The sequence below is a fragment of the Streptomyces sp. MUM 2J genome (genome assembly GCF_022414535.1).
Taxonomy (GTDB): domain Bacteria; phylum Actinomycetota; class Actinomycetes; order Streptomycetales; family Streptomycetaceae; genus Streptomyces.
Genome location: NZ_JADWYM010000069.1, coordinates 1 through 20,409, shown reverse-complemented (window position 1 = coordinate 20,409; position 20,409 = coordinate 1). Strand labels below are relative to the sequence as shown.

Below are 20,409 nucleotides of genomic sequence, written 5' to 3'. Positions count from 1 at the left end.
CCCGGCCGCGCCGGGCCGGGGGATCCGGCCGGTGGCGCGGTGGAGAGGGCGTCCGCCGACGGGGCGGGGGCGGGGACGGCCGCCCCCGCGGCGGCCTGCCCGGAGCGGCCCCCGTCCAGGCCGTCCAGGCGCTCGCGCAGGTGGCCCGCCCGGCGCCGGGCGTCGCGTACCGTCAGCGGCGGCGGGGACCAGCCGGCCAGTCGGCCGAGTCCGACGACCGGTGGGTACACCGGGGACACGGCCATCACCTCGGCCGGGGTACCGACCACCAGAGCCGCCCCCGCACCGGGCAGCAGGGCGACCCGGTCGGCGTACTGCACCACCCGCTCCAGCCGGTGCTCCGCCATCAGCACCGTCGTGCCCAGGTCGTGGACGAGCCGCTGGATCACCGCGAGGACCTCCTCGGCCGCCGCCGGGTCGAGCGCGGACGTCGGTTCGTCGAGGACGAGCACCCGCGGGTGCGGCGTCAGCACGGAGCCGATGGCGACCCGCTGCTGCTGCCCGCCGGAGAGGCCGGCCAGGGGCCGCCCGCGCAGACCTGCCAGACCCAGCAGGTCCAGCGTCTCCTCCACACGGCGCCGCATCACCTCCGGCGGCAGCCCCAGCGACTCCATCCCGTAGGCGAGTTCGTCCTCGACGGTGTCGGTGACGAAGTGGGACAGCGGGTCCTGGCCCACCGTGCCCACGACGTCGGCGAGTTCACGCGGTTCGTGGGTGCGGGTGTCGCGCCCGGCGACGGTGACCCGGCCGGCCAGGGTGCCGCCGGTGAAGTGCGGGACCAGGCCGCCGACCGCGCCGAGCACCGTCGACTTGCCGACGCCGGACGGGCCCACGAGCAGCACGAGTTCGCCCTCCGGGACCTCCAGGTCCACACCGCGAACGGTGGGTTCGGCGGCACCTTCGTACGTCACCGACACGTTCTCGAAACGGATCACGACGGCTCCTCGGGGGCGTCCGGCGGGCGGGGCGCGACGAACGCGGGCAGCAGGCCGACGAGGACCGCCGCCGCGGGCCACAGCGGCAGGACGGGCGCGGTGAGCGGCACCACGCCGGGATGCAGGGCCGCCGGATCGGTGGACGCGGCGAGGGCCAGCAGCGCGGCGACACCGGCGCCCGAGGCGGCGACCAGCCGGGCACGCGCGTTCCAGCGGTCCGGGCGGTAGCGGGTGCGTGGTGTGCGCCGCCCGCCGAGCCACAGGCCCGCCAGCGCGGCGGTGAGCCCGGCCAGCAGCACCGGCAGACCGTACACCCCGCCTTCCGCGGTGAGCAGCCCGTACGTGCCCGCGCACACGCCGAGCAGCCCGCCGAGTGTGAGCGCGGCCGTCGTACGGCGCACCCCGGCGGGCACGTCCGCGGTACGGCCGTACCCGCGCGCGTCCATCGCCGCGGCCAGCGCGACGGAACGCTCCAGCGCGCCCTCCAGGACCGGCAGCCCCACCTGGAGCAGTCCCCGCACCCCCCGGTCCGGGCGGCCCCGCAGTCGGCGGGCGGCGCGCAGCCGCTGCGCGTCGGCGACGAGGTTCGGGGCGAAGGTGAGGGCGACGACGACCGCCACGCCCATCTCGTAGAGGGCACCGGGCAGGGACTTCAACAGCCGGGTCGGGCTCGCGAGGGCGTTCGCGGCACCCACGCACACCAGCAGAGCGGCGAGTTTCAGGCCGTCGTAGAACGCGAAGAGAAGGCCCTCGGCGGTCACCCTGCCGCCCAGCCGGATGCCCTGGGCCCAGTGCGGCAGCGGCACCTCGGGAAGGGTGACGACCACGTGCGTGCCCGGCACGGGCGAGCCGAGGACCACGGCGAACACCAGACGGACGACGAGGACGGCGAGGGCCAGCTTCAGGAAGGCGGAGTAGGAGCGGGACCAGGGTGCGTCGGGCCGGCACGTCGTCACGACGTACGCCGAGACCGCGAGGAGGAGGCCGAGCAGCAGCGGGTTGGTCGTCCGCGTGGCGGCCGTACCGAGCCCGAGCGCCCACAGCCACCAGGCGCCCGGGTGCACCCCGGCGTCACGCATTCCGGCGCCGCTGCGCCTGCCACACCGCCGCGCCCGCGAGCACGACGACGACCGCCCCGCCGGCGATCAGCCCCAGCGACGGGCCCCCGTCCGAGGAGTCCTCGTCGGCCTGCGCCGCCTCCCCGGTCTTCCCCGGGCCCTTCGAAGCGGCTGCGCCGCCGCCCGAGACCTGTTCCCCGCAGCCGCGCCGCGGATACCCGGTGACGGCGCACAGCAGGGCGTTGCTGTCGTAGCGCAGTGGTCCCGCGACGGCGGCCAGGGCCTCGGCGGTCGTGGCGTCGGGCGCGACACGGGCGCACGCCGTGTCCGCGGCGGGCGGAACCTCCCCCGACGGTGCGTCGGCGGCCGTGCCGAAGTCGAGGACCAGCGCGACCCGCTTGGTGCCCTCCCGGGCCGGAGTCGCCGCGCAGATCGCGGCGAAGTCCGCCGTGCCACGGGGCTGCGCGGCGTCGGAGGAGTCCTCACTGACCGCGAAGCGGAAGCCCTGCACGGCGCCGTCGGCGGGGCGGGTGGTGGACGGCCCCTGCGTGGCGTACGTCCAGTGGCCGCCGTCCCGCTCCCAGAACGACCAGTAGCGGTAACCGGCGGCCTGCGCCTGGGCCGCGCTCCCCAGCAGCAGGAGCGCGGTCGCCACGAGCGCGGCGGCACGCCGGATCACGGCTGCCGCCTCTTGGCGCGTCCGCTCAGCAGGAAGCCGACGCCGATGCCGGCTACCAGGCAGACGCCGACGAACCACCAGACGCCGAAGGAGGAGCCGCTGTCGTCGGCGGCCTCGGTGGTCTTGCCGTCCTTGCCGTCCTCGGCATTCTTGGCGTCGCCGGTCGCCCCGGCCGCCTTCGGGGCCGGACCCGTCGAGTTGAGGGCACTCACCAGGTCCCGGCCGCCGAAGGCACGCGGGTCGGTGCCGGCGGCGTGGGCGGCGAGGATCAGCTGGGCGTAGGCGGCCGGGCCGCTCTGCTCGGCCCAGGACGCGGCGTTCTTCTCCAGCCACTGGAGCGGCTGCCGGGCCTGCGCGGCACCGCCCTGCGCGGCGAGGGCGACCACCGCGTCGGCGGTGTTGCCGTAGTCGGGCTGGTCGTCGGCGCCGGGGAGGGCGGAGGTGAGGTGACCGTCCTTCCGCACGGCCTGCGCGAGGTAGGCGGCGCCGTTGGCGGCGGCCTGCACCGGGGTGGGGCCGCCGGAGCCGGAGCAGGTGGGGGCCGCGGCCTGCCCGGCCTCGGCCACCAGGCCCTTGCCCAGGATGCCGAGCACCGCCGCGGCGGTCGCGTCGGCGTTCGCGGCGAGCTTGCCGTCCTTGTCGGGCTGGTAGGCGAAGGCGCCGCCGTCGGAACACGGCAGGGCCAGCTTCACCAGCGCGTCGTAGGGGGACTTGCCGTCCTTGAGGGTGCCGGCGGGCTTCTCGCCGGCCGCGGCGAGCGCGCCGACGACGACGGAGGTGGAGTTGGCGTCGCTGGCACCGCCGGGTGTGTAGCCCCAGCCGCCGTCGTCGTTCTGCACGGACTTCAGCCAGGCGACGGCCTTCCCGGTCTGCGCGTCGTGGCCGCCGAGCGCGGCGAGGGCCTGGACGGCGGCGGCCGTGCTGTTGGTGTCGACCATCAGCTTGGCGTCACAGGCCGCGGCGGCATCGGGGCGGAAGGCGGCGAACGAGCCGTCGGCGCACTGCTGACCGGTCAGCCAGTCCACGGCCTCGTCGGCGGGCCGCACTCCCACGGTGTGCTGCGCGAGGAGGGCCAGGGACTGGCGCCACACGCCGTCGTAGGTCGGATCGGTGCTGCCGTACAGCCCGGAGGGCAGCGCCGCGGAAGGGGACGGCGACGGGGACGCGGCGACGGCGGGCGCGGCGGCGGCACCGAGAACGGCGATGCCGGCCAGGGCCGCGGCACTGCGGCGGATGTTCATGATCGGCGGCTGCCTCTCCCAGTTGACGCGGAGAAGGGCAGCACGGGACGGACGACCCGGGCGGCTCTGCTCCGCAGACCTCGACGGTGCCGTGCGGCGGCGGGCTGCCGCGCACGTGAGCCGGTCACGCACGCACAGGGAGATCCGGCTCGCCACGGCGACGCGGCTCACGGTTGCGGGTCAGCGCCGGAATTGCACCGGCTTTCCCCTGCACAGGTGTGATGACGACGCGGTCACTGTACCGGCCCGTGGAGGAGCGGCCGAGGGGAGCCCGGGCGGCGCGGCACGGGCCTCCCGCCCGGTGGCCCGCACCGGTGTGCGGCCGCCGCCGCGCCGCGGTCGCGTCGCAGGCGGGCGCACCCCCGGGAGGTCCGGACGTCCGGCGGGGCGGCGCGGGCGGGCGTGCGCCTCCGGGGCGTGCCGCGACGGGTGTGGTCGGGGCGTCTCGCCGGTGGGAGGGACGGGGCGCCGGGCGGCGGGGCGGTGATGGGTGGTACGGGACGTCAGAGGGCTGGCGGGGGCGGGCCGTTCGGGCAGTGTGGGGTTCGCCGACGGGAAATCAGCCCGCCGCCCACCTGCGGGCCGACCGGAAGGAGGCGGCCGGGACTTCACGGGGCTCCCGCTCCACGGGCCACAGCGGACTGCCGGACGTTTCACCCCGTCCCCCTGACCCCGTCGGCCGGGGGCAGCTCGATCAGCCGGCAGACGGTGTCGATGTCCGTCTTCACCTGCGCGATCGACGCCCGCCCCGACAGCCACGTGATCAGGGCGGAGAGCCAGGTGTGCTCGATGACGCGGACCACGGAGAGCTGCTCGGGGGTCGGGCGCTCCTGACCCATCGCGTCGAGGATGATCGCGGTGGTCTGCCGGGAGACCTGGTCGACCTCGGGGGAGACGCTGCGGTCGGCGAAGGTCAGGGCGCGGACCATCGCGTCGGCCAGGTGCGGCTCCCGCTGGAGTGCGCGGAAGGCCCGCATCAGGGTCTCGGCGACCCGCTCCGCGGCCGAGTCGCCGGTCGGCGGACGCCGGCGCAGCGTGCCGTGCAGCCGCTCCAACTGGTCCTGCATCGTGGCGACCAGGAGATGGACCTTGGACGGGAAGTAGCGGTAGAGCGTGCCGAGCGCCACCTGCGAGGCCTCCGCGACCTCCCGCATCTGCACCGCGTCGAACCCGCCCCGGCCGGCCAGTTGCGCGCTCGCCTGCAGAATGCGGCGGCGCCGTGCCTCCTGCCGCTCGGTGAGGGACGGGGTGTCAGTGCGCCCGGTGGCGCCGCGCTTGGCTTCCGCAGGCATGGGTCCCGTTCCGTGACAGTGGGTGAGGAGGCGGCGGGGCAGGGGTGACCGGAAAGATCATGGCAGGTTCCGGCCGTGGCGTGAATCACCTGATCCACTGGTCACACGACGGCTACCTGCCGGTAGATTCGGAGCCTCCTCGACGATCAAGTCTGTAACTTGTTCTAGATTAGCGTCCCGGCGTAATCTCGCGGGACAAGGCAGGGAGAGAGGGGCTCCGGAGTGACCGCTGAGGCCAGTCGGACGGGGTCCCCCGCGGACCGCGCCGCGGACGGCGAGCGACCGCTCGACATCGCGCTCCTGACATACAAAGGGAACCCGTTCTGCGGCGGTCAGGGCGTCTACGTACGCCACCTCTCACGCGAGCTGGCCCGTCTCGGCCACCGCGTCGAGGTGATCGGCTCCCAGCCGTACCCCGTCCTCGACGAGGGCGAGGACCACGCCGGCCGGCTGCGTCTCACCGAGCTGCCGAGCCTGGACCTCTACCGCCAGCCGGACCCCTTCCGCACGCCCGGGCGCGAGGAGTACCGCGACTGGATCGACGCCCTGGAGGTCGCCGCCATGTGGACCGGCGGCTTCCCCGAGCCGCTGACGTTCTCGCTGCGGGCCCGCCGCCATCTGCGCGCCCGGCGCGGCGAGTTCGACGTCGTCCACGACAACCAGACCCTCGGCTACGGGCTCCTCGGCGACGTCGGCGCGCCGCTGGTGACGACCGTCCACCACCCCATCACCGTCGACCGGCTGCTGGAGCTCGATGCCGCCGGGACCTGGGGGCGCCGCTGGTCGGTGCGCCGCTGGTACGCCTTCACCCGCATGCAGAAGCGCGTCGCCCGCCGTCTGCCGTCCGTCCTCACCGTCTCCGGAACCTCCCGCCAGGAGATCGTGGACCACCTCGGCGTACGGTCCGACCGCATCCATGTCGTCCACATCGGCGCCGACACCGACCTGTTCGCCCCCGACCCCTCCGTGCCGGTCGAGCCCGGCCGGATCGTGACCACGTCCAGCGCGGACGTGCCCCTCAAGGGCCTGGTCTTCCTCGTCGAGGCGCTGGCGAAGGTCCGCACCGAGCAGCCCGCCGCCCACCTCGTCGTCGTCGGCAAGCGGCCCACGCAGGGCCCGGTGGCGCGGGCGATCGAGCGGTACGGCCTGGAAGACGCCGTGGAGTTCGTCAAGGGCATCTCCGACCCCGAACTCGTCGACCTGGTGCGGTCCGCCGAGGTCGCCTGCGTGCCGTCGCTCTACGAGGGCTTCTCGCTGCCGGCCGCGGAGGCCATGGCCACCGGCACACCCCTGGTGGCCACCACCGGCGGAGCGATCCCCGAGGTGGCCGGCCGGGACGGCGAGACGTGCCTGGCGGTGCCGCCCGGCGACCCGGGCGCGCTCGCCGCCGCCCTGGGCCGGCTGCTGTCGGACGCCGAGCTGCGGGCCCGCCTGGGCGCGGCCGGACGCGAGCGGGTGCTGCGGCACTTCACCTGGGCCCGGGCCGCCGAGGGAACCGTGGCCCGCTACCGCGAGGCCATCGACCGGGCCGCCGGACGCCCCGCGGCCCCGGGAGCCGCCGCCCCCGACTCCTCCCCAAGTGACACCGGCGTCTACTCCGAAAGCAGGGCCACGTGCTGACCGTCGACTTCACCCGGTTCCCGCTCGCCCCGGGCGACCGCGTCCTGGACCTCGGCTGCGGAGCCGGCCGGCACGCCTTCGAGTGCTACCGGCGCGGCGCACAGGTCGTGGCACTGGACCGCAACGGTGAGGAGATCCGCGAGGTCGCCAAGTGGTTCGCGGCGATGAAGGAGGCCGGGGAGGCACCGGCGGGCGCCACCGCGACCGCCATGGAGGGCGACGCCCTCGCCCTGCCCTTCCCCGACGCTTCCTTCGACGTCGTCATCATCTCCGAGGTGATGGAGCACATCCCCGACGACAAGGGCGTCCTCGCCGAGATGGTCCGGGTGCTCAGGCCCGGCGGCCGGATCGCCGTCACCGTCCCGCGCCACGGACCGGAGAAGGTCTGCTGGGCGCTGTCCGACGCCTACCACGAGGTCGAGGGCGGCCACATCCGCATCTACAAGGCGGACGAACTGCTCGCGAAGATGCGCGAGGCGGGCCTGAGGCCGTACGGCAGTCACCACGCGCACGCGCTGCACTCGCCGTACTGGTGGCTGAAGTGCGCGTTCGGCGTCGACAACGACAAGGCGCTGCCGGTGCGCGCCTACCACAAGCTGCTGGTCTGGGACATCATGAAGAAGCCGCTGGCCACCCGCGTCGCCGAACAGGCACTCAACCCGCTGATCGGCAAGAGCTTCGTGGCCTACGCGACCAAGCCGCACCTGCCCCGGGCGGCCGCCAAGTGACCACTCCCCGGACGGAACACCTGGTCCTGCCCGGGGTCCTGACCGCCGAGCAGGCCGCCGCGACCGTCGCCGGCATCCTCCGCGTGCAGCGCGAGGACGGGGCGATCCCCTGGTTCCGCGGCCACCACCTGGACCCCTGGGACCACGTCGAGGCCGCGATGGCCCTGGACACCGCGGGCGAACACGCCGCGGCCGAGCGGGCGTACGACTGGCTGGCACGGCACCAGAACGGCGACGGCTCCTGGTACGCGGCCTACGCGGACGGGGCGTACGACGACGTCACGGACCGCGGCCGGGAGACCAATTTCGTCGCCTACATAGCCGTGGGCGTGTGGCACCACCACCTCGCCACCGGCGACGACGGCTTCCTCGACCGCATGTGGCCCACCGTCTGCGCGGCCGTCGAGTTCGTGCTGCGGCTCCAGCAGCCCGGCGGGCAGATCGGCTGGCGGCGCGACGACGACGGCACCCCGGCCACGGACGCGCTGCTCACCGGCAGTTCCTCGATCCACCACGCGCTGCGCTGCGCGCTCGCGATCGCCGCGCAGCGCGAAGAGCCGCAGCCGGACTGGGAGCTGGCGGCGGGCTCGCTGCGGCACGCGATCCGCCGGCACCCGGAGCGGTTCCTCGACAAGGGCCGCTACTCGATGGACTGGTACTACCCGGTCCTCGGCGGCGTCCTCACCGCCACGGAGGCGGCCTCCCGCATGGAGGAGGGCTGGGACCGCTTCGTCGTGCCCGGCCTCGGTGTGCGCTGCGTCGTCCCCAACCCGTGGGTGACGGGTGGCGAATCGGCCGAACTCGCCCTGGCGCTGTGGGCGATGGGCGAGTCCGATCGTGCGCTGGAGGTGCTGCAGTCGATCCAGCACCTGCGCGACGACTCCTCCGGCCTGTACTGGACGGGCTACGTCTTCGACGACGACGCCGTCTGGCCGCGCGAGCTGACCACCTGGACCGCCGGTTCCCTCCTCCTCGCGGTCGCCGCCCTCGGCGGTCACGAGGCGACCTGCGCGGTCTTCGGGGGCGAGCACCTGCCGCGGGGCCTGGACACCGACTGCTGCGGCTGAGCACGCCCGCCGCCGGCCGCAGTGCCGGCGCCCACCGGGTGCGCCGGCACTGCCGCCGCGCGGCACACCAGGGCGGGCCGCGCCGTGTTCACGGCAACGGCCCCCCGCCCGCGGGGGCGAGGGGCCGTACGGCGAGGCGTGGAGCGTCGTTCAGCCGCGCTGGATGCCGGAGGTGTCCTGCAGGACGCCGCGGCGGCCGTCCTGGGTCTGGGCGATCAGGCTCGGGCCGCGCTGCTCGACCGCCAGGTACCAGGTGCCGGGCGCCAGTTCGGCGACCGGCGTGGGTGAGCCGTCCTCCGCGAACAGCGGACGAGCCACCGGGACCGCGAACCAGAACGGGGAGAAGTCCCCGGCCGGCTGCTGCGCCTGTGCCTGCGGCTGCTGTGCCTGCGGCTGACCCGGCTGCCCGGCGTACGGCTGCTGCGGGCCGCCGGGCTGGGGCTGGCCGCCGAACGACGCCTGCGGGGCGCCCGGGTAGCCGTAACCGGCGGGCGGCTGGGCCCCGTAGGGCTGCGGGGCCGCCGGCCGGGGGGCGGCGATCAGGGAGGACTGGAGCGCGGGAACGAGCGGCGTGGCCACGGCCGCGGCGGCGAGGATCAGCGTGGCGATGAACGCGAGGATCAGGCCCGTGCCGGCGTCCGGGCCGCTGCTGCCGTTGCCGACGTTGTCCGCCCCGCCGGCCGGGTCGAAGACGTTGCCCAGCGCGCTCCACGCGGCGAACACCGCGAAGGCGACACCGAACTGACCGAGGTCGAGGCCCACCACCTTCAGCGGCTGCGGGCGGGAGCGCGCGAGGACGATCAGGGCGGCGCCGATGATTCCGGCCAGGACGACACCGAGCACCACCGGACCGCTGCCCCACAGGCTCGGCAGGTCGTAGCTGTCGGGGATCCCGTCGTGCGAGTAGAGATCGAAGAACGACGCGATGAACAGCAATACCGCTGCTCCGATCACCACGCCGTCGCCTCGAGTGAGGGAGCGGATATTCACTTCAGGTCCTTCGTAGGTCGTCTCGTCGGAAGAGGCGTCGCTGTCACCCTGTCGCCGGCAGGCCCCGGTGTGAAGCGCGGGGGTGACCTCTCGTCGTGGGACGACATTATCGTCCGTCCGACGAGGCTGTCCGCCGGGATCAGCGCGTGGATCCCTACCCGCGCAGGAAACCCACGATTCCCTCGGAGATGCCCAGCGCCGCCTCCTGCCGCCAGGCACCGTTGGTGAGCAGCGCCGCGTCCTTGCCGTCGCGCATGTTGCCGCACTCGATGAACACCTTGGGAACCGTTGACAGATTGAGACCGCCCAGGTCCTTCCGCGTCACGAGCCCGGTGCCGTCCCCGACGTAGTTGGACGGCGCGCTGCCGGTGACCCGCACGAAGTTGCCGGCGATGCGCTCGCCGAGCTCGCGGGACGGGGCGACGATGGGGCGGGTGTCGGCGGCGCCCGCGTGCACGCTCGCGGGCAGGATGACGTGGAAACCGCGGTTTCCGGCGGCGGATCCGTCCGCGTGGACGGAGACGACGGCGTCGGCGTGCGCGTCGTTGCCGATGCGGGCCCGCTCGTCGATGCACGGTCCGAAGGGCCGGTCCCCGTCCTGGGTCAGCTTCACCGTGGCGCCCTGCTGTTGCAGCAGGTCGCGCAGCCGGTGGGCGACGTCGAGGGTGAAGACGGCCTCGGTGTAACCGGAGTTGGTGGACGTGCCGGTGGTGTCGCACTCCTTGAGGTTGGTACCGATGTCCACCTTGCGGTTGATGTCGGCGGCATGCCGGAAGTTGCCGGGGTTGTGGCCGGGGTCGATGACGACGACCTTGCCCGCGAGCGGGCCCGTTGCGGCGCTGGGGGTGGTGGCGGTGGTGGAGGCGGTGGTGGAGGCGGTGGTGGAGGGGGTGGCGGCCGGCTTCTTGCCGTCGTCCGTCCCGGAGGCCGGTGGTGCCGCGCTGACGGGCACGTCCGCGGCTGCGCCGGTCGAGGCCCGCGCGCCGGCCGCGCCGCCGGGCCCGGCCGTGCCGCCGGAGCCGCCGGGGGAGCCCACGGCCTCGTACACGGCCCAGCCCAGCAGGGCGCCCGGCACGAGGGCGGCGAGGGCCACGATCACCGGGGTGCGTCGGGGGCGGCGGGGCTGCGGCGGATCGAAGTCCGGACCTACGTAGGACACGACTGCCACCCTAGCGGCAGGTCAGCGCTGCGGCAGGGTGGAGCGGCCCGGGTCGTTCCACCCGAACGGCACACCGACGGTGGACGACGTAGTCCCGCTCGCCCCCGAGGCCGGACTCCGCGACTCAGCCGCCGACCCGGTGGCCCGCGCTCTCAGATCCCCGTCCCGGTGCGCCGCAGCACCCGCAGCGACCCCGTCGCGGACACCTCGGTGAACGCGCCGGACTCCAGCGCCCGCAGGTAGATCCGGTAGGGCGCCTGGCCGGTGAACTCGTCGGCGGGGTCGGGGAAGACGTCGTGGATGACGAGCAGACCGCCCTCGGCGAGATGCGGGGCCCAGCCCTCGTAGTCGGCAGTGGCGTGCTCGTCGGTGTGGCCGCCGTCGACGAAGACGAGCCCGAGCGGCGTGCCCCAGATCCCGGCCGCCTGCGGCGAGCGGCCGACGACCGCCACCACGTGCTCCTCCAGGCCCGCCCGGTGCAGGGTCCGGCGGAAGGCGGGCAGCGTGTCCATCAGGCCGACCTCGGGGTCGACCGTCTCCGGGTCGTGGTAGTCCCAGCCCGGCTGCTGCTCCTCGCTGCCGCGGTGGTGGTCGACGGTCACCGCCGTGACCCCGCTCGCGCGGGCCGCGTCGGCCAGCAGGACCGTGGAACGGCCGCAGTACGTGCCGACCTCCAGCAGCGGCAGCCCGAGCCGTCCGGCGGTCAGGGCCGCGCCGTGGAGGGCGAGCCCCTCGTCGAGGGGCATGAAGCCCTTCGCCGCCTCGAACGCGGCCAGGATGTCGGGCGCGGGTGCCGCGGTCATGGGCGGGCCTTTCCGGTGTCACGGGCGTCTCGGCGCCCCATCGTGTCGTACCCCCTGGCGGCCGGGCGACAGGGGGTACGGGTGTTCTTGATCTCAGGTGCGGCAGGGTCCCCGTCGCCCGCCGGCCGCCTCCCGGCCGCCGTCGTGGTCCCTCACGCTGTCACCGCCTCGCCCGTCTCCGACGCCGGGGACCGCGCCGACGATCAGCGCGGGCAGCCGGCCCGGGGCGCGTCCGGAGACGCCGCCGCACCGCCCCGCACCGCGGTCGACTGCGCGTCCGCCTCCGCCCCTGCGCCCGGTGCGGCCCCCGCATGTCGCTCCCGCCGCACCGCGAGCTGCTCCGGGGCCGAGCCCGGGCGGCCCCGGAGGCCCGGGCTCGGCAGGACCTACGACCCGCGACCGGCGCGTACGTGCGGCGAAAGACCGACCCCGTCCCGCAATTATTCCGATGCAAGGGGCGCTCGCCGGTTGAGACCATGACGCTCATGCTCGAAGCCGCCGACGCCCCCGCCCGCCCCTCGCCGCGACCCGCCCCGCCCACCTGGCTGGTGGTCGCCCTCGCCTGCGCCGGGCAGTTCCTCGTCGTCCTGGACGTGTCCGTCGTCAACGTGGCCCTGCCGTCCATGCGGGCCGACCTCGGACTGAGCGCCTTCGGACTGCAATGGGTGGTGAACGCCTACGCCCTCGCCTTCGCCGGGTTCATGCTGCTGGGCGGGCGGGCCGGCGACCTCTACGGCCGCAAGCGCATGTTCCTGGCCGGGCTCGCCCTGTTCACCCTCGCCTCGCTCGGCGGCGGCCTGGCGCAGGAGGACTGGCAACTGCTGCTCGCCCGGGCCGTGCAGGGACTCGGCGCGGCGGTACTGGCGCCCTCGACGCTGACGATCCTCACGGCCGCCGTACCCGAGGGCCCCGCCCGCGCGCGGGCCATCGCGACCTGGACGGCGGTCGGCGGAGGCGGCGGCGCCGCGGGCGGGCTCGTGGGCGGGCTGCTGGTGGACGGGCTGTCCTGGCGCTGGGTCCTGCTGATCAACGTGCCGGTCGGTGCCGTCGTCCTGCTCCTCGCCCTGGCCCGGCTCCCGGAGAGCCGCGCGGGCGGCGGCCGGCGCCTGGACCTGCCGGGCGCGGTGCTGGCCACGGCCGGCCTCGCCACCCTCGCCTACGGCATCGCGCAGACGGGGGCCGAGGGCTGGGCCGCCCCCGCCACGCTGCTCCCGCTGGCGGCCGGACTCGCCCTGATCGCCCTGTTCCTCGCCGTGGAGGCGCGCACGGCCGCCCCGCTGATGCCGCTGCGCCTGTTGCGGCTGCGGTCGGTGGCGTCGGCCAACACCGCGATGTTCCTCAGCGGCGGGGCGATGTTCTGCATGTGGTTCTTCATGACCCTCTACGCCCAGAACGTCCTGGGCTACACGCCGCTGGAGGCCGGCGTCGCCCTTGTGCCCAGCTCCCTGGCCGTCGTCCTCGGCTCCAAGCTGGCGCCCCGCTTCATGCCGCTGGCCGGGCCGCGGGCGGTGGCCGTGGCGGGGTCGCTGATCGCGGCGGCCGGGTTCGGCTGGCAGTCGACGATGAGCACGGACGGCGCTTACGTCACCCAGATCATGCTGCCCGGCATCCTGATGATGCTCGGCGCGGGCCTGGCGGCCACCCCGCTCGCCGCCCTCGCCACCTCCGGAGCGGCCCCCCGGGAGGCGGGCCTGGTCTCCGGCCTCGTCAACACCTCCCGCACGATGGGCGGCTCCCTGGGCCTCGCGGTCATGTCGACGATCGCGGCGACGCGTACGGCGGGCAGGGGTACGCCCGAGGCGCTGACCGAGGGCTACTCGCTGGCGTTCCGCGTCTCCGCGGCCGTGCTGGTGGGCGGCGCGCTGCTGATGCTGCTGTGGCTGCCGCGCCCGGCGGGCACCGGAGGGACCGTGGTCCCCGCCGGGGCGGAGGAGAAAGTCACGGGGTGAGGCAACGGTCCGGGCGGTCCATGGACTCCTCTGTTGTACATCCAGGAGGTGTCCATGGGGGATCGCAAGCGGGCCGGGGACGAGGAGTTCCGGGCCTTCGTGGTGGGCCGCTGGCCGCGGCTGATGCGTACGGCGTTTCTCCTCGCGGGGGAGCAGCACGCCGCCGAGGACCTCGTCCAGTCGACGCTGGAGCGGGTCTACGTCGCCTGGCGCAAGGTCGCGGCGGCCGACGACCCGGAGGCCTACGTACGGCGCGTGATGATCAACGCGCATGCGCGCAGACACCGCAGACGCCTGAGGGAGTTCCTCGCGCCCCGGGACGACTCGGGCATCGTGCGCGAGGTGCCCGACAGCGGTGACCGCATCTCCCAGGCCGAGGACCGGGGCGTGTTGCTGAAGGCGCTCGCGCAACTGCCCCCGCGACAGCGGCAGGCGGTGGTGCTGCGCTACTGGGAAGACCTGACCGAGACCCAGGCGGCCGAGGCGATGGGCTGCTCCGTGGGTGCGGTGAAGAGCAACGCGGCGAAGGGGATCGCGAAGCTCCGCGCCATACCAGAACTGTCGGACACCGTGATGTGCGGAGGGCGGAAGTGATGGGTGCGGGTCGGGAGTTCGACCACGACGTGACGGGCAGGGACATCGCCTTCCTGCTGGCCGAAGCGGTGGGCGGCGCCGAGATCGGCGCCGCCCCCACGCAGGCGGTGATCCGCGGCGGTCGCCGGCGCAGGGCCCGCCGGTGGGCGGTCGCGGCGGCCACGGCCCTGGTCGTGGCGGCGTCCAGCGGCGCCCTGGCGGTGACCGCGCTGCCGGGCGGGGGCGGGCACCGGGTGGCGCCGGCGGCGCAGGCACCGGCGAGCCGGACACCGGGCGTGGTCGAGCCGGGCGCCCGCCATCTGCTCGCCACCGGCGTCGACCAGGGCAGGACCTGGCAGGTCGACATCGATGTGTGGCCCGCGCCGCGGGACGTCACCGAGGCCCGCGCCCTGCTGACCGCGATGGCGGCGCACGGGGAGTACCCCGCCGATGCCGACGAGCCCTCCGACCTGGTCGGCAGAAGCGCGTACTTCGTCCGTCACGGCATCGGGGAGGCCGAAGCCGCCGGCACGCTCACGACCGAGGCCACCACGACCGGGGCGGACCGCATGACGGGCACCGACATCGAAGTGGTGGCGGTCCCTCTGGACCCGGCCGCCCAGGGGCCCCAGCGACTGGTGATCGGACATGTGGCCACCACCGCACGGCAGGTGACCTGTACCTGGAAGGACGGGACCATGACCGGGGTCCCCAGGGCCACCGGCAGCGACGTCAACACCGGCGAACAGGTGATCCGCACCGTCGAGGGCTCCCCCTACGCCTGGTTCGTGTGCCTGGCCCCACACGGCACGGCCTTCGAGTCGGCCCGGGTGACGCAGTAGCCGGAGGGAGCCCGATCGCCGGCCGGCTGTGCCCGCCGGGCGGTGCCGGGACCGCGGGCCGCCCCTTCGCGCGCCCCTGCTCCCGGGCGGGCACCCATCGCGACCCCGAGACCCGGCCCCGTCCGGTCCGCCGCCGTCGTGAACGCCGCCCGCGCGGTGCCGACCTGCGGCAGGCACGCCCCCCGGGACCCTTCCTGCCCACGGCCACGACACGGGAACTGACATCCCGTCCGGACTTCCCCGGGCGCCCTGTGTTCGGCTATACAGGGGCGCCGGACCGGAACGCGTCCCGGCTCCACCCCGTACCGGCCCCCGCCGCGTCCGACGGCGCAGGCCGGACACCCCGAGGCAAGGGCCCCGGATCCCGTGAGGACCCCCGTGCCCGTCGACGCAGCCAAGGCGCTCACCGCCGCTCCCCGCTCCACCGGGATCTCCTGGACCGCCAAGGACGTTCAGCTCTACCACCTCGGCATCGGCGCCGGCCGCCCCGCCACCGACCCCGGAGAACTGCGCTACGCCCTGGAGACCCGCCTGCACGTGTTGCCGAGCTTCGCCACCGTCGCTGGCGCCGGTTCACCCGGCGTGATCCGCGCGCTGTCCGTGCCCGGCATCGACGTCGACCTCGCGCGCGTCCTGCACGCGGGGCAGTCGCTCACCCTGCACCGGCCCGTCCCGGTCCCCGGCACCGCGACGGCCGTCTCCCGCATCACCGCCGTCCACGACAAGGGCAGTGCGGCCGTCCTCACCCTGCGCACCGACGTCGCCGACGCCGACGGCCCGCTGTGGACCGACGACGCGCAGATCCATGTACGGGGCGAGGGCGGCTGGGGCGGCGACCGCGGGCCCTCCTCCCGCCCGGAGGCCCCCGAGGGCGCGCCCGACCGGATCGTGGAGCGGGCCGTCGCCCAGGACCAGGCGCTGCTCTACCGGCTCTCCGGCGACCTCAACCCACTGCACGCCGACCCCGGGTTCGCCGCACGGGCCGGATTCGACCGGCCGGTCCTCCACGGGCTGTGCACCTACGGCATCGCGCTCAAGGCGGTCGTCGACTCGCTGCTCGGAGGCGACGTCAACCGGGTGCGGTCCTACCGCACCCGGTTCGCCGGGATCGTGTATCCGGGTGAGACCCTGCGTGTCCGCATGTGGCAGGGCGACGGCCGGGTGCGGGTGACCGTGGTCGCAGTGGAGCGCGGCGAGGCGCCCGTCCTCGACGGCACGACCGTCGAACACACCTGAGCCCCCGGACGTCCGGTGCAGGGGCGCGTCCCGGGAGCCCCGCGAGACGAGAACGCGTCGCGGCGCCGGCACCCCGGGCCCGGCCGCCAGGGGCGCAGGCGCCGCCTGGCGGCCGGGGCTCGTGGACGGACGTTCGCCCGCGCCTCCGGACAGCACTGCGGCCCCGCCCGTCAGGGGCGGGGCCGCAGTGGTGACATACCGTCAGGCCGCTACTGAGCTGGCATGCTGTTCCGCCGGCTTGCGGTGCCGACCGCGCGGAGCCGCCTCCGTTTCCTGCGTGGAGACCGGACCCCGGTGCCTGCCGTGCCCTTCGGCCGTCTCCAGGACCTCGGTGTCCTGCGGCTGGGTCGTGCTGGCGCTGCTCATCGGATGAACTCACCCCGTCAACATGATCTTTCTTACAGCCGGGCGAGTCTAACCGGCACACCGCGGCCCGAATCCAGCCGCACACGCCAACCGGCATTACTTCGTTACAAGCCGCCCCAGCGGCGCCTCCTGAAGGGGTACCGGGCGGGGCGCCACGGGTTCGGCCGGCCCGACCGGACCCGCCGCCGGACCTGCCGCCGAAACAGCTGTTGGGGCCGTTTCCGGGGACGCCCCCGGCTCGGCGGGCGCGGCCACCGCGGCCGGCACCTCCCACCGTGCCACCCCGCACGGCTCCTCCGGCGTGGCGTACGGCAACAGCAGCACCCCCTGCGGCGTCCAGCGGCCCGCCCCCGCCAACCACCCTTCGGGCGCAGGGAGTTGGTGCATCTGACGTTCGGCCGGACGCCACACGCCCACCCGGCTGCCGAAGGGCCCGTCCAGCCGGAGCGCCACCGCACAGCCCTCCGGCGTCAGCACCTGTGCGGGCTGGATCGCGAACGGCGTCACCGCGTGGCCGGGCAGCCGCAGGCACTCCGGGAACCGCACCGGCAGCGTGCTGCCGACCACGCCCCAGCCCAGTCGCACTTCGCCCGGTGAGGGCGCGTCAGAGGCGACCAGCAGCAACCCGCTGTCGGGGTCGGCGAGCAGCACCCGGTCGTCGCTGGCATCGGCGATCTGCAGCAGCGGGGACACCGCGCCGCCGCGTTCCAGGTCCACCACGACCGCCTTGGTGCGGCCCTCCGACTCCCGGTCCAGGGCCAGCATCCGCCCGGCGCGGTCCAGCCACACCCCGCCCGAGCAGCGCCCCGGGATCTCCGCCACCCGTTCCGGCCCGAACGCGCCCCCCGCGACCAGCCACACCGTGCTGGAGTCGTGACCCGCCGCCAGCGCGTACGCCCGCTCGCCGCCCGGCGCCGGGGGCAGCAGCCGCAGCCGGTCTCCCGCGGGGTAGTCCACGGCACCGAGCAGCAGCTCGCCGGTGCCGGGACCGGTCGGGTAGAGAAGGGAGAAGGAGTGCCGGCCGGCGGCCGACCGGCGGATCAGCACCCGGCCGTCGGCCAGCGGATGCACCTCGGTGCCGCGCTCCTCGGGCTGGTGGGCCGGCAGCGGCACCGCGTAGGGCGCGGGGCCGTCGAGGGTCCAGCGCTCCGGGAACAGGGCGTCGCCTTCTCCGGCGAGGCGGGCCGCGTAGCCGCCGTCCACCGTGATCACGCACCCGGCGGCGGGAGGGCATCTGTCCTCGTCCGCCGCGGCCGGTTCGATCGCACAGGCCGTCATCGTTCGGTCACCTCCGGCGACGAAGCTAGTTTTCGCGCGCGCGGACAGGGCGTCGCTGGGCGGGCCCTTCACACATAAGGGTGGTGCAGAAGCGATTCTCCTGTGGGGGTCACCGCGCATGTGCTGACCGCGGGCGGGGACGACCGCCGCGGTGGCGACGGCTGTACAGCGGGGCAGATCAGACAGGTAGCCTTGCACCCGTGCCCCGTCTGTCTGAAGTCATCGCCGCGCTGGAGAACCTGTGGCCCGCCGAGCGGGCCGAGTCCTGGGACGCGGTCGGCACCGTCGTGGGCGAGCCGGACCAGGAGGTCACGCGCGTCCTGTTCGCCGTCGACCCCGTGCAGGAGATCGTCGACGAGGCGGTGAAGCTCGACGCCGATCTGCTGGTCACCCACCACCCGCTCTACCTGCGCGGTACGACGACCGTGTCGGCGTCCACCTTCAAGGGCCGGGTCGTGCACACCCTGATCAAGCACGACATCGCGCTGCACGTCGCCCACACCAACGCCGACACCGCCGACCCGGGCGTCTCCGACGCCCTCGCCGGTGCCCTCGACCTCCGGGTCACCGGGCCGCTCGTGCCGGACCCGACCGACCCCGAGGGCCGCCGCGGCCTCGGCCGCGTCTGCGCGCTGGACCCCCCGCTGCCGCTGAGCGAGTTCGCCGCGCGCGCCGCCGAGCGGCTGCCCGCCACCGCGCAGGGCCTGCGCGTCGCCGGCGACCCGGACGCGGTCGTCAGCACCGTCGCGGTCAGCGGCGGCTCCGGCGACAGCCTCTTCGACCACGTCCGCGCGGCCGGCGTCGACGCCTTCCTCACCGCGGACCTGCGCCATCACCCCGCGTCAGAGTTCATGGCTGCCGCCGCGTTGACGACCCCCGCCGCCCGCCGCCCTCCCGCGCTGCTCGACGCGGCGCACTGGGCCACCGAGTGGCCCTGGTGCGAGCTGGCCGCAGCCCAGCTCGACGAGATCTCCGACCGCCACGGCTGGGACCTGCGCGTCCACGTCTCGAGGACGGTCACCGACCCCTGGACCAGTCACTCCCCTTCACCTGGAGCCCCCAACTGAACGCCGCGCCCGCCGACCAGATCCGACTCCTCGACGTCCAGGCCCTCGACGTCCGCCTTCAGCAGCTCGCGCACAAGCGGAAGTCGCTGCCCGAGCACGCCGAGATCGACTCGCTGACCCGGGACCTCGCCCAGCTGCGCGACCTGCTCGTGGCCGCGCAGACCGAGGAGAGCGACACCGCCCGCGAGCAGACCAAGGCCGAGCAGGACGTGGACCAGGTGCGCCAGCGGGCCGCCCGCGACCAGCAGCGCCTGGACTCCGGCGCGGTCGCCTCGCCCAAGGACCTGTCCAACCTCCAGCACGAGATCGCCTCCCTCGCCAAGCGGCAGGCCGACCTGGAGGACGTCGTCCTGGAGGTCATGGAGCGCCGCGAGTCCGCGCAGGCGCGGGTGGCCGAGCTGACCGAGCGCGTCGCCTCCGTGCAGGGGAAGATCGACGACGCCACCGGGCGCCGCGACGCCGCCTTCGAGGAGATCGACGGCGAAGCCGCCTCGGTCACGAAGGAGCGCGAGGTCGTCGCCGGCTCCGTCCCCGCGGACCTGATGAAGCTCTACGACAAGCTGCGCGAGCAGCAGGGCGGCATCGGCGCGGCCAAGCTGTACGCGCGCACCTGCCAGGGCTGCCGGCAGGAGCTGGCGATCACCGAGCTGAACGAGATCCGCGGTGCCGCCCCCGACACGGTGGTGCGCTGCGAGAACTGCCGCCGCATCCTGGTGCGTACGGCCGAGTCCGGTCTGTAGGGGTCTGCGGGGTTCACACGGTGCGGGAGTTCATCGTCGAGGCCGACGGCGGCTCGCGGGGCAACCCGGGGCCCGCGGGCCACGGCTCCGTGGTCCGGGACGCGGCGACGGGCGAGACCCTGGTCGAGCACGCCGAGTACATCGGGGTCGCCACGAACAACGTCGCCGAGTACCGCGGGCTGGTCGCCGGGCTGCGCGCCGCGTACAGCCTGGATCCTGCGGCCTCGGTGCACGTCCGGATGGACTCCAAGCTCGTCGTCGAGCAGATGTCGGGCCGCTGGAGGATCAAGCACCCCGACATGAAGCCGCTCGCGGCGGAGGCGGCGCGGGTCTTCCCGCCCGGCCGGGTCGACTACGAGTGGATCCCGCGGGAGCGGAACAAGCACGCCGACCGCCTGGCCAACGAGGCGATGGACGCGGGCCGGCGCGGGGAGCGGTGGGAACCCTCCGCATCCAGCGCGGACCTGGCCACGCCGGCCGGCCCGCCCGGCGACGCGGCGGCCGGCGCTTCGCGCGCGCGGGCTGCCCTGGCGCAGGGGCGGGCGGGCCGCGCCCCACAGCCGGACGGCCCCGGCAGCGCGGCGCAGGCCGACCTGCGCGCCGCGCGATCCGTCGCTGCGAGCACGGGGCGGCACGAGGACGTGGCGGTCCGGGCGGCTACCGCTCCCAGCGAGGCGGCGCCGGACGCGGCGGCCACCGATGCAGCTGTCACGGACACGTCCGCCAAGGGCGCGGCCGTCACGGACGCGACCGCCGCCGGCACGTCGGCCGGGAGCGCGGCGGGCC

The 20,409-nt window shown here is 75.0% G+C and carries 19 protein-coding genes and 1 riboswitch; of the genes, 10 read left to right on the top strand and 9 right to left on the bottom strand.

Going from position 1 to position 20,409, the window contains the following annotated elements:
- The 5 genes from I3F54_RS30825 to I3F54_RS30805 all read right to left on the bottom strand — a co-directional run.
- The coding region (locus tag I3F54_RS30825) for an ABC transporter ATP-binding protein (RefSeq protein ID WP_240122224.1) at positions 1-935 on the bottom strand (935 nt) is incomplete at its 3' end.
- Complete coding sequence (locus I3F54_RS30820; RefSeq protein WP_240122223.1) at positions 932-2,014, bottom strand: energy-coupling factor transporter transmembrane component T; 1,083 nt, start codon at positions 2,012-2,014, stop codon at positions 932-934. The genes I3F54_RS30825 and I3F54_RS30820, both read right to left, overlap by 4 nt.
- The gene (locus I3F54_RS30815; protein WP_374205992.1) at positions 2,007-2,672 is read right to left on the bottom strand and encodes an SCO2322 family protein; all 666 of its coding nucleotides are present in this window, start codon (positions 2,670-2,672) and stop codon (positions 2,007-2,009) included. The genes I3F54_RS30820 and I3F54_RS30815 overlap by 8 nt, the downstream gene beginning before the upstream one ends.
- The gene (locus I3F54_RS30810) at positions 2,669-3,913 is read right to left on the bottom strand and encodes a prenyltransferase/squalene oxidase repeat-containing protein (RefSeq protein WP_240122222.1); all 1,245 of its coding nucleotides are present in this window, start codon (positions 3,911-3,913) and stop codon (positions 2,669-2,671) included. Before I3F54_RS30810 ends, I3F54_RS30815 begins: the two co-directional genes overlap by 4 nt.
- A gap of 119 nt (positions 3,914-4,032) precedes the next feature.
- Positions 4,033-4,168, bottom strand: a riboswitch (cobalamin riboswitch).
- A 398-nt stretch (positions 4,169-4,566) separates the two neighbouring features.
- A complete protein-coding gene (locus I3F54_RS30805; protein ID WP_240122221.1) occupies positions 4,567-5,205 on the bottom strand; it encodes a TetR family transcriptional regulator in 639 nt (212 codons plus the stop codon).
- Positions 5,206-5,427: 222 nt separating this feature from the next.
- Between I3F54_RS30805 and I3F54_RS30800 the strand changes: the two genes are divergently transcribed.
- The 3 genes from I3F54_RS30800 to I3F54_RS30790 are packed head-to-tail and all read left to right on the top strand — an operon-like array spanning position 5,428 to position 8,620.
- On the top strand, positions 5,428-6,825 hold the full coding sequence (locus I3F54_RS30800) for a glycosyltransferase family 4 protein (protein ID WP_240122220.1): 1,398 nt from the start codon (positions 5,428-5,430) through the stop codon (positions 6,823-6,825).
- Complete coding sequence (locus I3F54_RS30795; RefSeq protein ID WP_240122219.1) at positions 6,819-7,553, top strand: class I SAM-dependent methyltransferase; 735 nt, start codon at positions 6,819-6,821, stop codon at positions 7,551-7,553. Before I3F54_RS30800 ends, I3F54_RS30795 begins: the two co-directional genes overlap by 7 nt.
- Positions 7,550-8,620: a prenyltransferase gene (locus I3F54_RS30790; protein WP_240122218.1), complete on the top strand. Its 1,071-nt coding sequence runs from the start codon at positions 7,550-7,552 to the stop codon at positions 8,618-8,620. The genes I3F54_RS30795 and I3F54_RS30790 overlap by 4 nt, the downstream gene beginning before the upstream one ends.
- Positions 8,621-8,770: 150 nt before the next feature.
- Here I3F54_RS30790 and I3F54_RS30785 read toward each other — a convergent pair whose 3' ends face one another.
- The 3 genes from I3F54_RS30785 to I3F54_RS30775 form a co-directional block, all read right to left on the bottom strand.
- The gene (locus tag I3F54_RS30785) at positions 8,771-9,610 is read right to left on the bottom strand and encodes a hypothetical protein (RefSeq protein WP_240122217.1); all 840 of its coding nucleotides are present in this window, start codon (positions 9,608-9,610) and stop codon (positions 8,771-8,773) included.
- 154 nt (positions 9,611-9,764) lie between these two features.
- On the bottom strand, positions 9,765-10,769 hold the full coding sequence (locus I3F54_RS30780) for an N-acetylmuramoyl-L-alanine amidase (protein ID WP_240122216.1): 1,005 nt from the start codon (positions 10,767-10,769) through the stop codon (positions 9,765-9,767).
- A gap of 152 nt (positions 10,770-10,921) precedes the next feature.
- Positions 10,922-11,572, bottom strand: coding sequence for a class I SAM-dependent methyltransferase (locus tag I3F54_RS30775; protein WP_240122215.1), 651 nt, complete (start codon positions 11,570-11,572; stop codon positions 10,922-10,924).
- Positions 11,573-12,048: 476 nt separating this feature from the next.
- On the opposite strand from I3F54_RS30775, the gene I3F54_RS30765 reads away from it, so the two are divergent.
- From I3F54_RS30765 to I3F54_RS30750, 4 genes are all read left to right on the top strand, one after another.
- A complete protein-coding gene (locus tag I3F54_RS30765) occupies positions 12,049-13,521 on the top strand; it encodes an MFS transporter (protein WP_374205991.1) in 1,473 nt (490 codons plus the stop codon).
- Positions 13,522-13,575: 54 nt separating this feature from the next.
- Complete coding sequence (locus tag I3F54_RS30760; RefSeq protein WP_240122213.1) at positions 13,576-14,115, top strand: SigE family RNA polymerase sigma factor; 540 nt, start codon at positions 13,576-13,578, stop codon at positions 14,113-14,115.
- A complete protein-coding gene (locus I3F54_RS30755; protein WP_240122212.1) occupies positions 14,115-14,936 on the top strand; it encodes a hypothetical protein in 822 nt (273 codons plus the stop codon). Before I3F54_RS30760 ends, I3F54_RS30755 begins: the two co-directional genes overlap by 1 nt.
- Before the next feature lie 378 nt (positions 14,937-15,314).
- Positions 15,315-16,172: a MaoC/PaaZ C-terminal domain-containing protein gene (locus I3F54_RS30750; RefSeq protein WP_240122211.1), complete on the top strand. Its 858-nt coding sequence runs from the start codon at positions 15,315-15,317 to the stop codon at positions 16,170-16,172.
- Between the two features lie 462 nt (positions 16,173-16,634).
- Here I3F54_RS30750 and I3F54_RS30745 read toward each other — a convergent pair whose 3' ends face one another.
- Positions 16,635-17,816, bottom strand: coding sequence for a hypothetical protein (locus I3F54_RS30745; protein ID WP_240122210.1), 1,182 nt, complete (start codon positions 17,814-17,816; stop codon positions 16,635-16,637).
- Between the two features lie 200 nt (positions 17,817-18,016).
- Between I3F54_RS30745 and I3F54_RS30740 the strand changes: the two genes are divergently transcribed.
- The 3 genes from I3F54_RS30740 to I3F54_RS30730 form a co-directional block, all read left to right on the top strand.
- A complete protein-coding gene (locus I3F54_RS30740; RefSeq protein WP_240122209.1) occupies positions 18,017-18,883 on the top strand; it encodes a Nif3-like dinuclear metal center hexameric protein in 867 nt (288 codons plus the stop codon).
- Positions 18,880-19,623 (top strand): zinc ribbon domain-containing protein, encoded by a 744-nt coding sequence (locus I3F54_RS30735; RefSeq protein ID WP_240122225.1) that lies wholly within the window; start codon positions 18,880-18,882, stop codon positions 19,621-19,623. The genes I3F54_RS30740 and I3F54_RS30735 overlap by 4 nt, the downstream gene beginning before the upstream one ends.
- Before the next feature lie 20 nt (positions 19,624-19,643).
- The coding region (locus I3F54_RS30730; RefSeq protein WP_240122208.1) for a reverse transcriptase-like protein at positions 19,644-20,409 on the top strand (766 nt) is incomplete at its 3' end.

Excerpts from the sequence above, each read along its gene's own strand:
- I3F54_RS30810 (WP_240122222.1), bottom strand. The coding sequence starts at position 3,913 with ATGAACATCCGCCGCAGTGCCGCGGCCCTGGCCGGCATCGCCGTTCTC.
- I3F54_RS30820 (WP_240122223.1), bottom strand. The coding sequence starts at position 2,014 with ATGCGTGACGCCGGGGTGCACCCGGGCGCCTGGTGGCTGTGGGCGCTC.
- I3F54_RS30775 (WP_240122215.1), bottom strand. The coding sequence starts at position 11,572 with ATGACCGCGGCACCCGCGCCCGACATCCTGGCCGCGTTCGAGGCGGCG.
- I3F54_RS30755 (WP_240122212.1), top strand. The coding sequence starts at position 14,115 with ATGGGTGCGGGTCGGGAGTTCGACCACGACGTGACGGGCAGGGACATC.
- I3F54_RS30745 (WP_240122210.1), bottom strand. The coding sequence starts at position 17,816 with ATGACGGCCTGTGCGATCGAACCGGCCGCGGCGGACGAGGACAGATGC.
- I3F54_RS30765 (WP_374205991.1), top strand. The coding sequence starts at position 12,049 with ATGACGCTCATGCTCGAAGCCGCCGACGCCCCCGCCCGCCCCTCGCCG.
- I3F54_RS30760 (WP_240122213.1), top strand. The coding sequence starts at position 13,576 with ATGGGGGATCGCAAGCGGGCCGGGGACGAGGAGTTCCGGGCCTTCGTG.
- I3F54_RS30805 (WP_240122221.1), bottom strand. The coding sequence starts at position 5,205 with ATGCCTGCGGAAGCCAAGCGCGGCGCCACCGGGCGCACTGACACCCCG.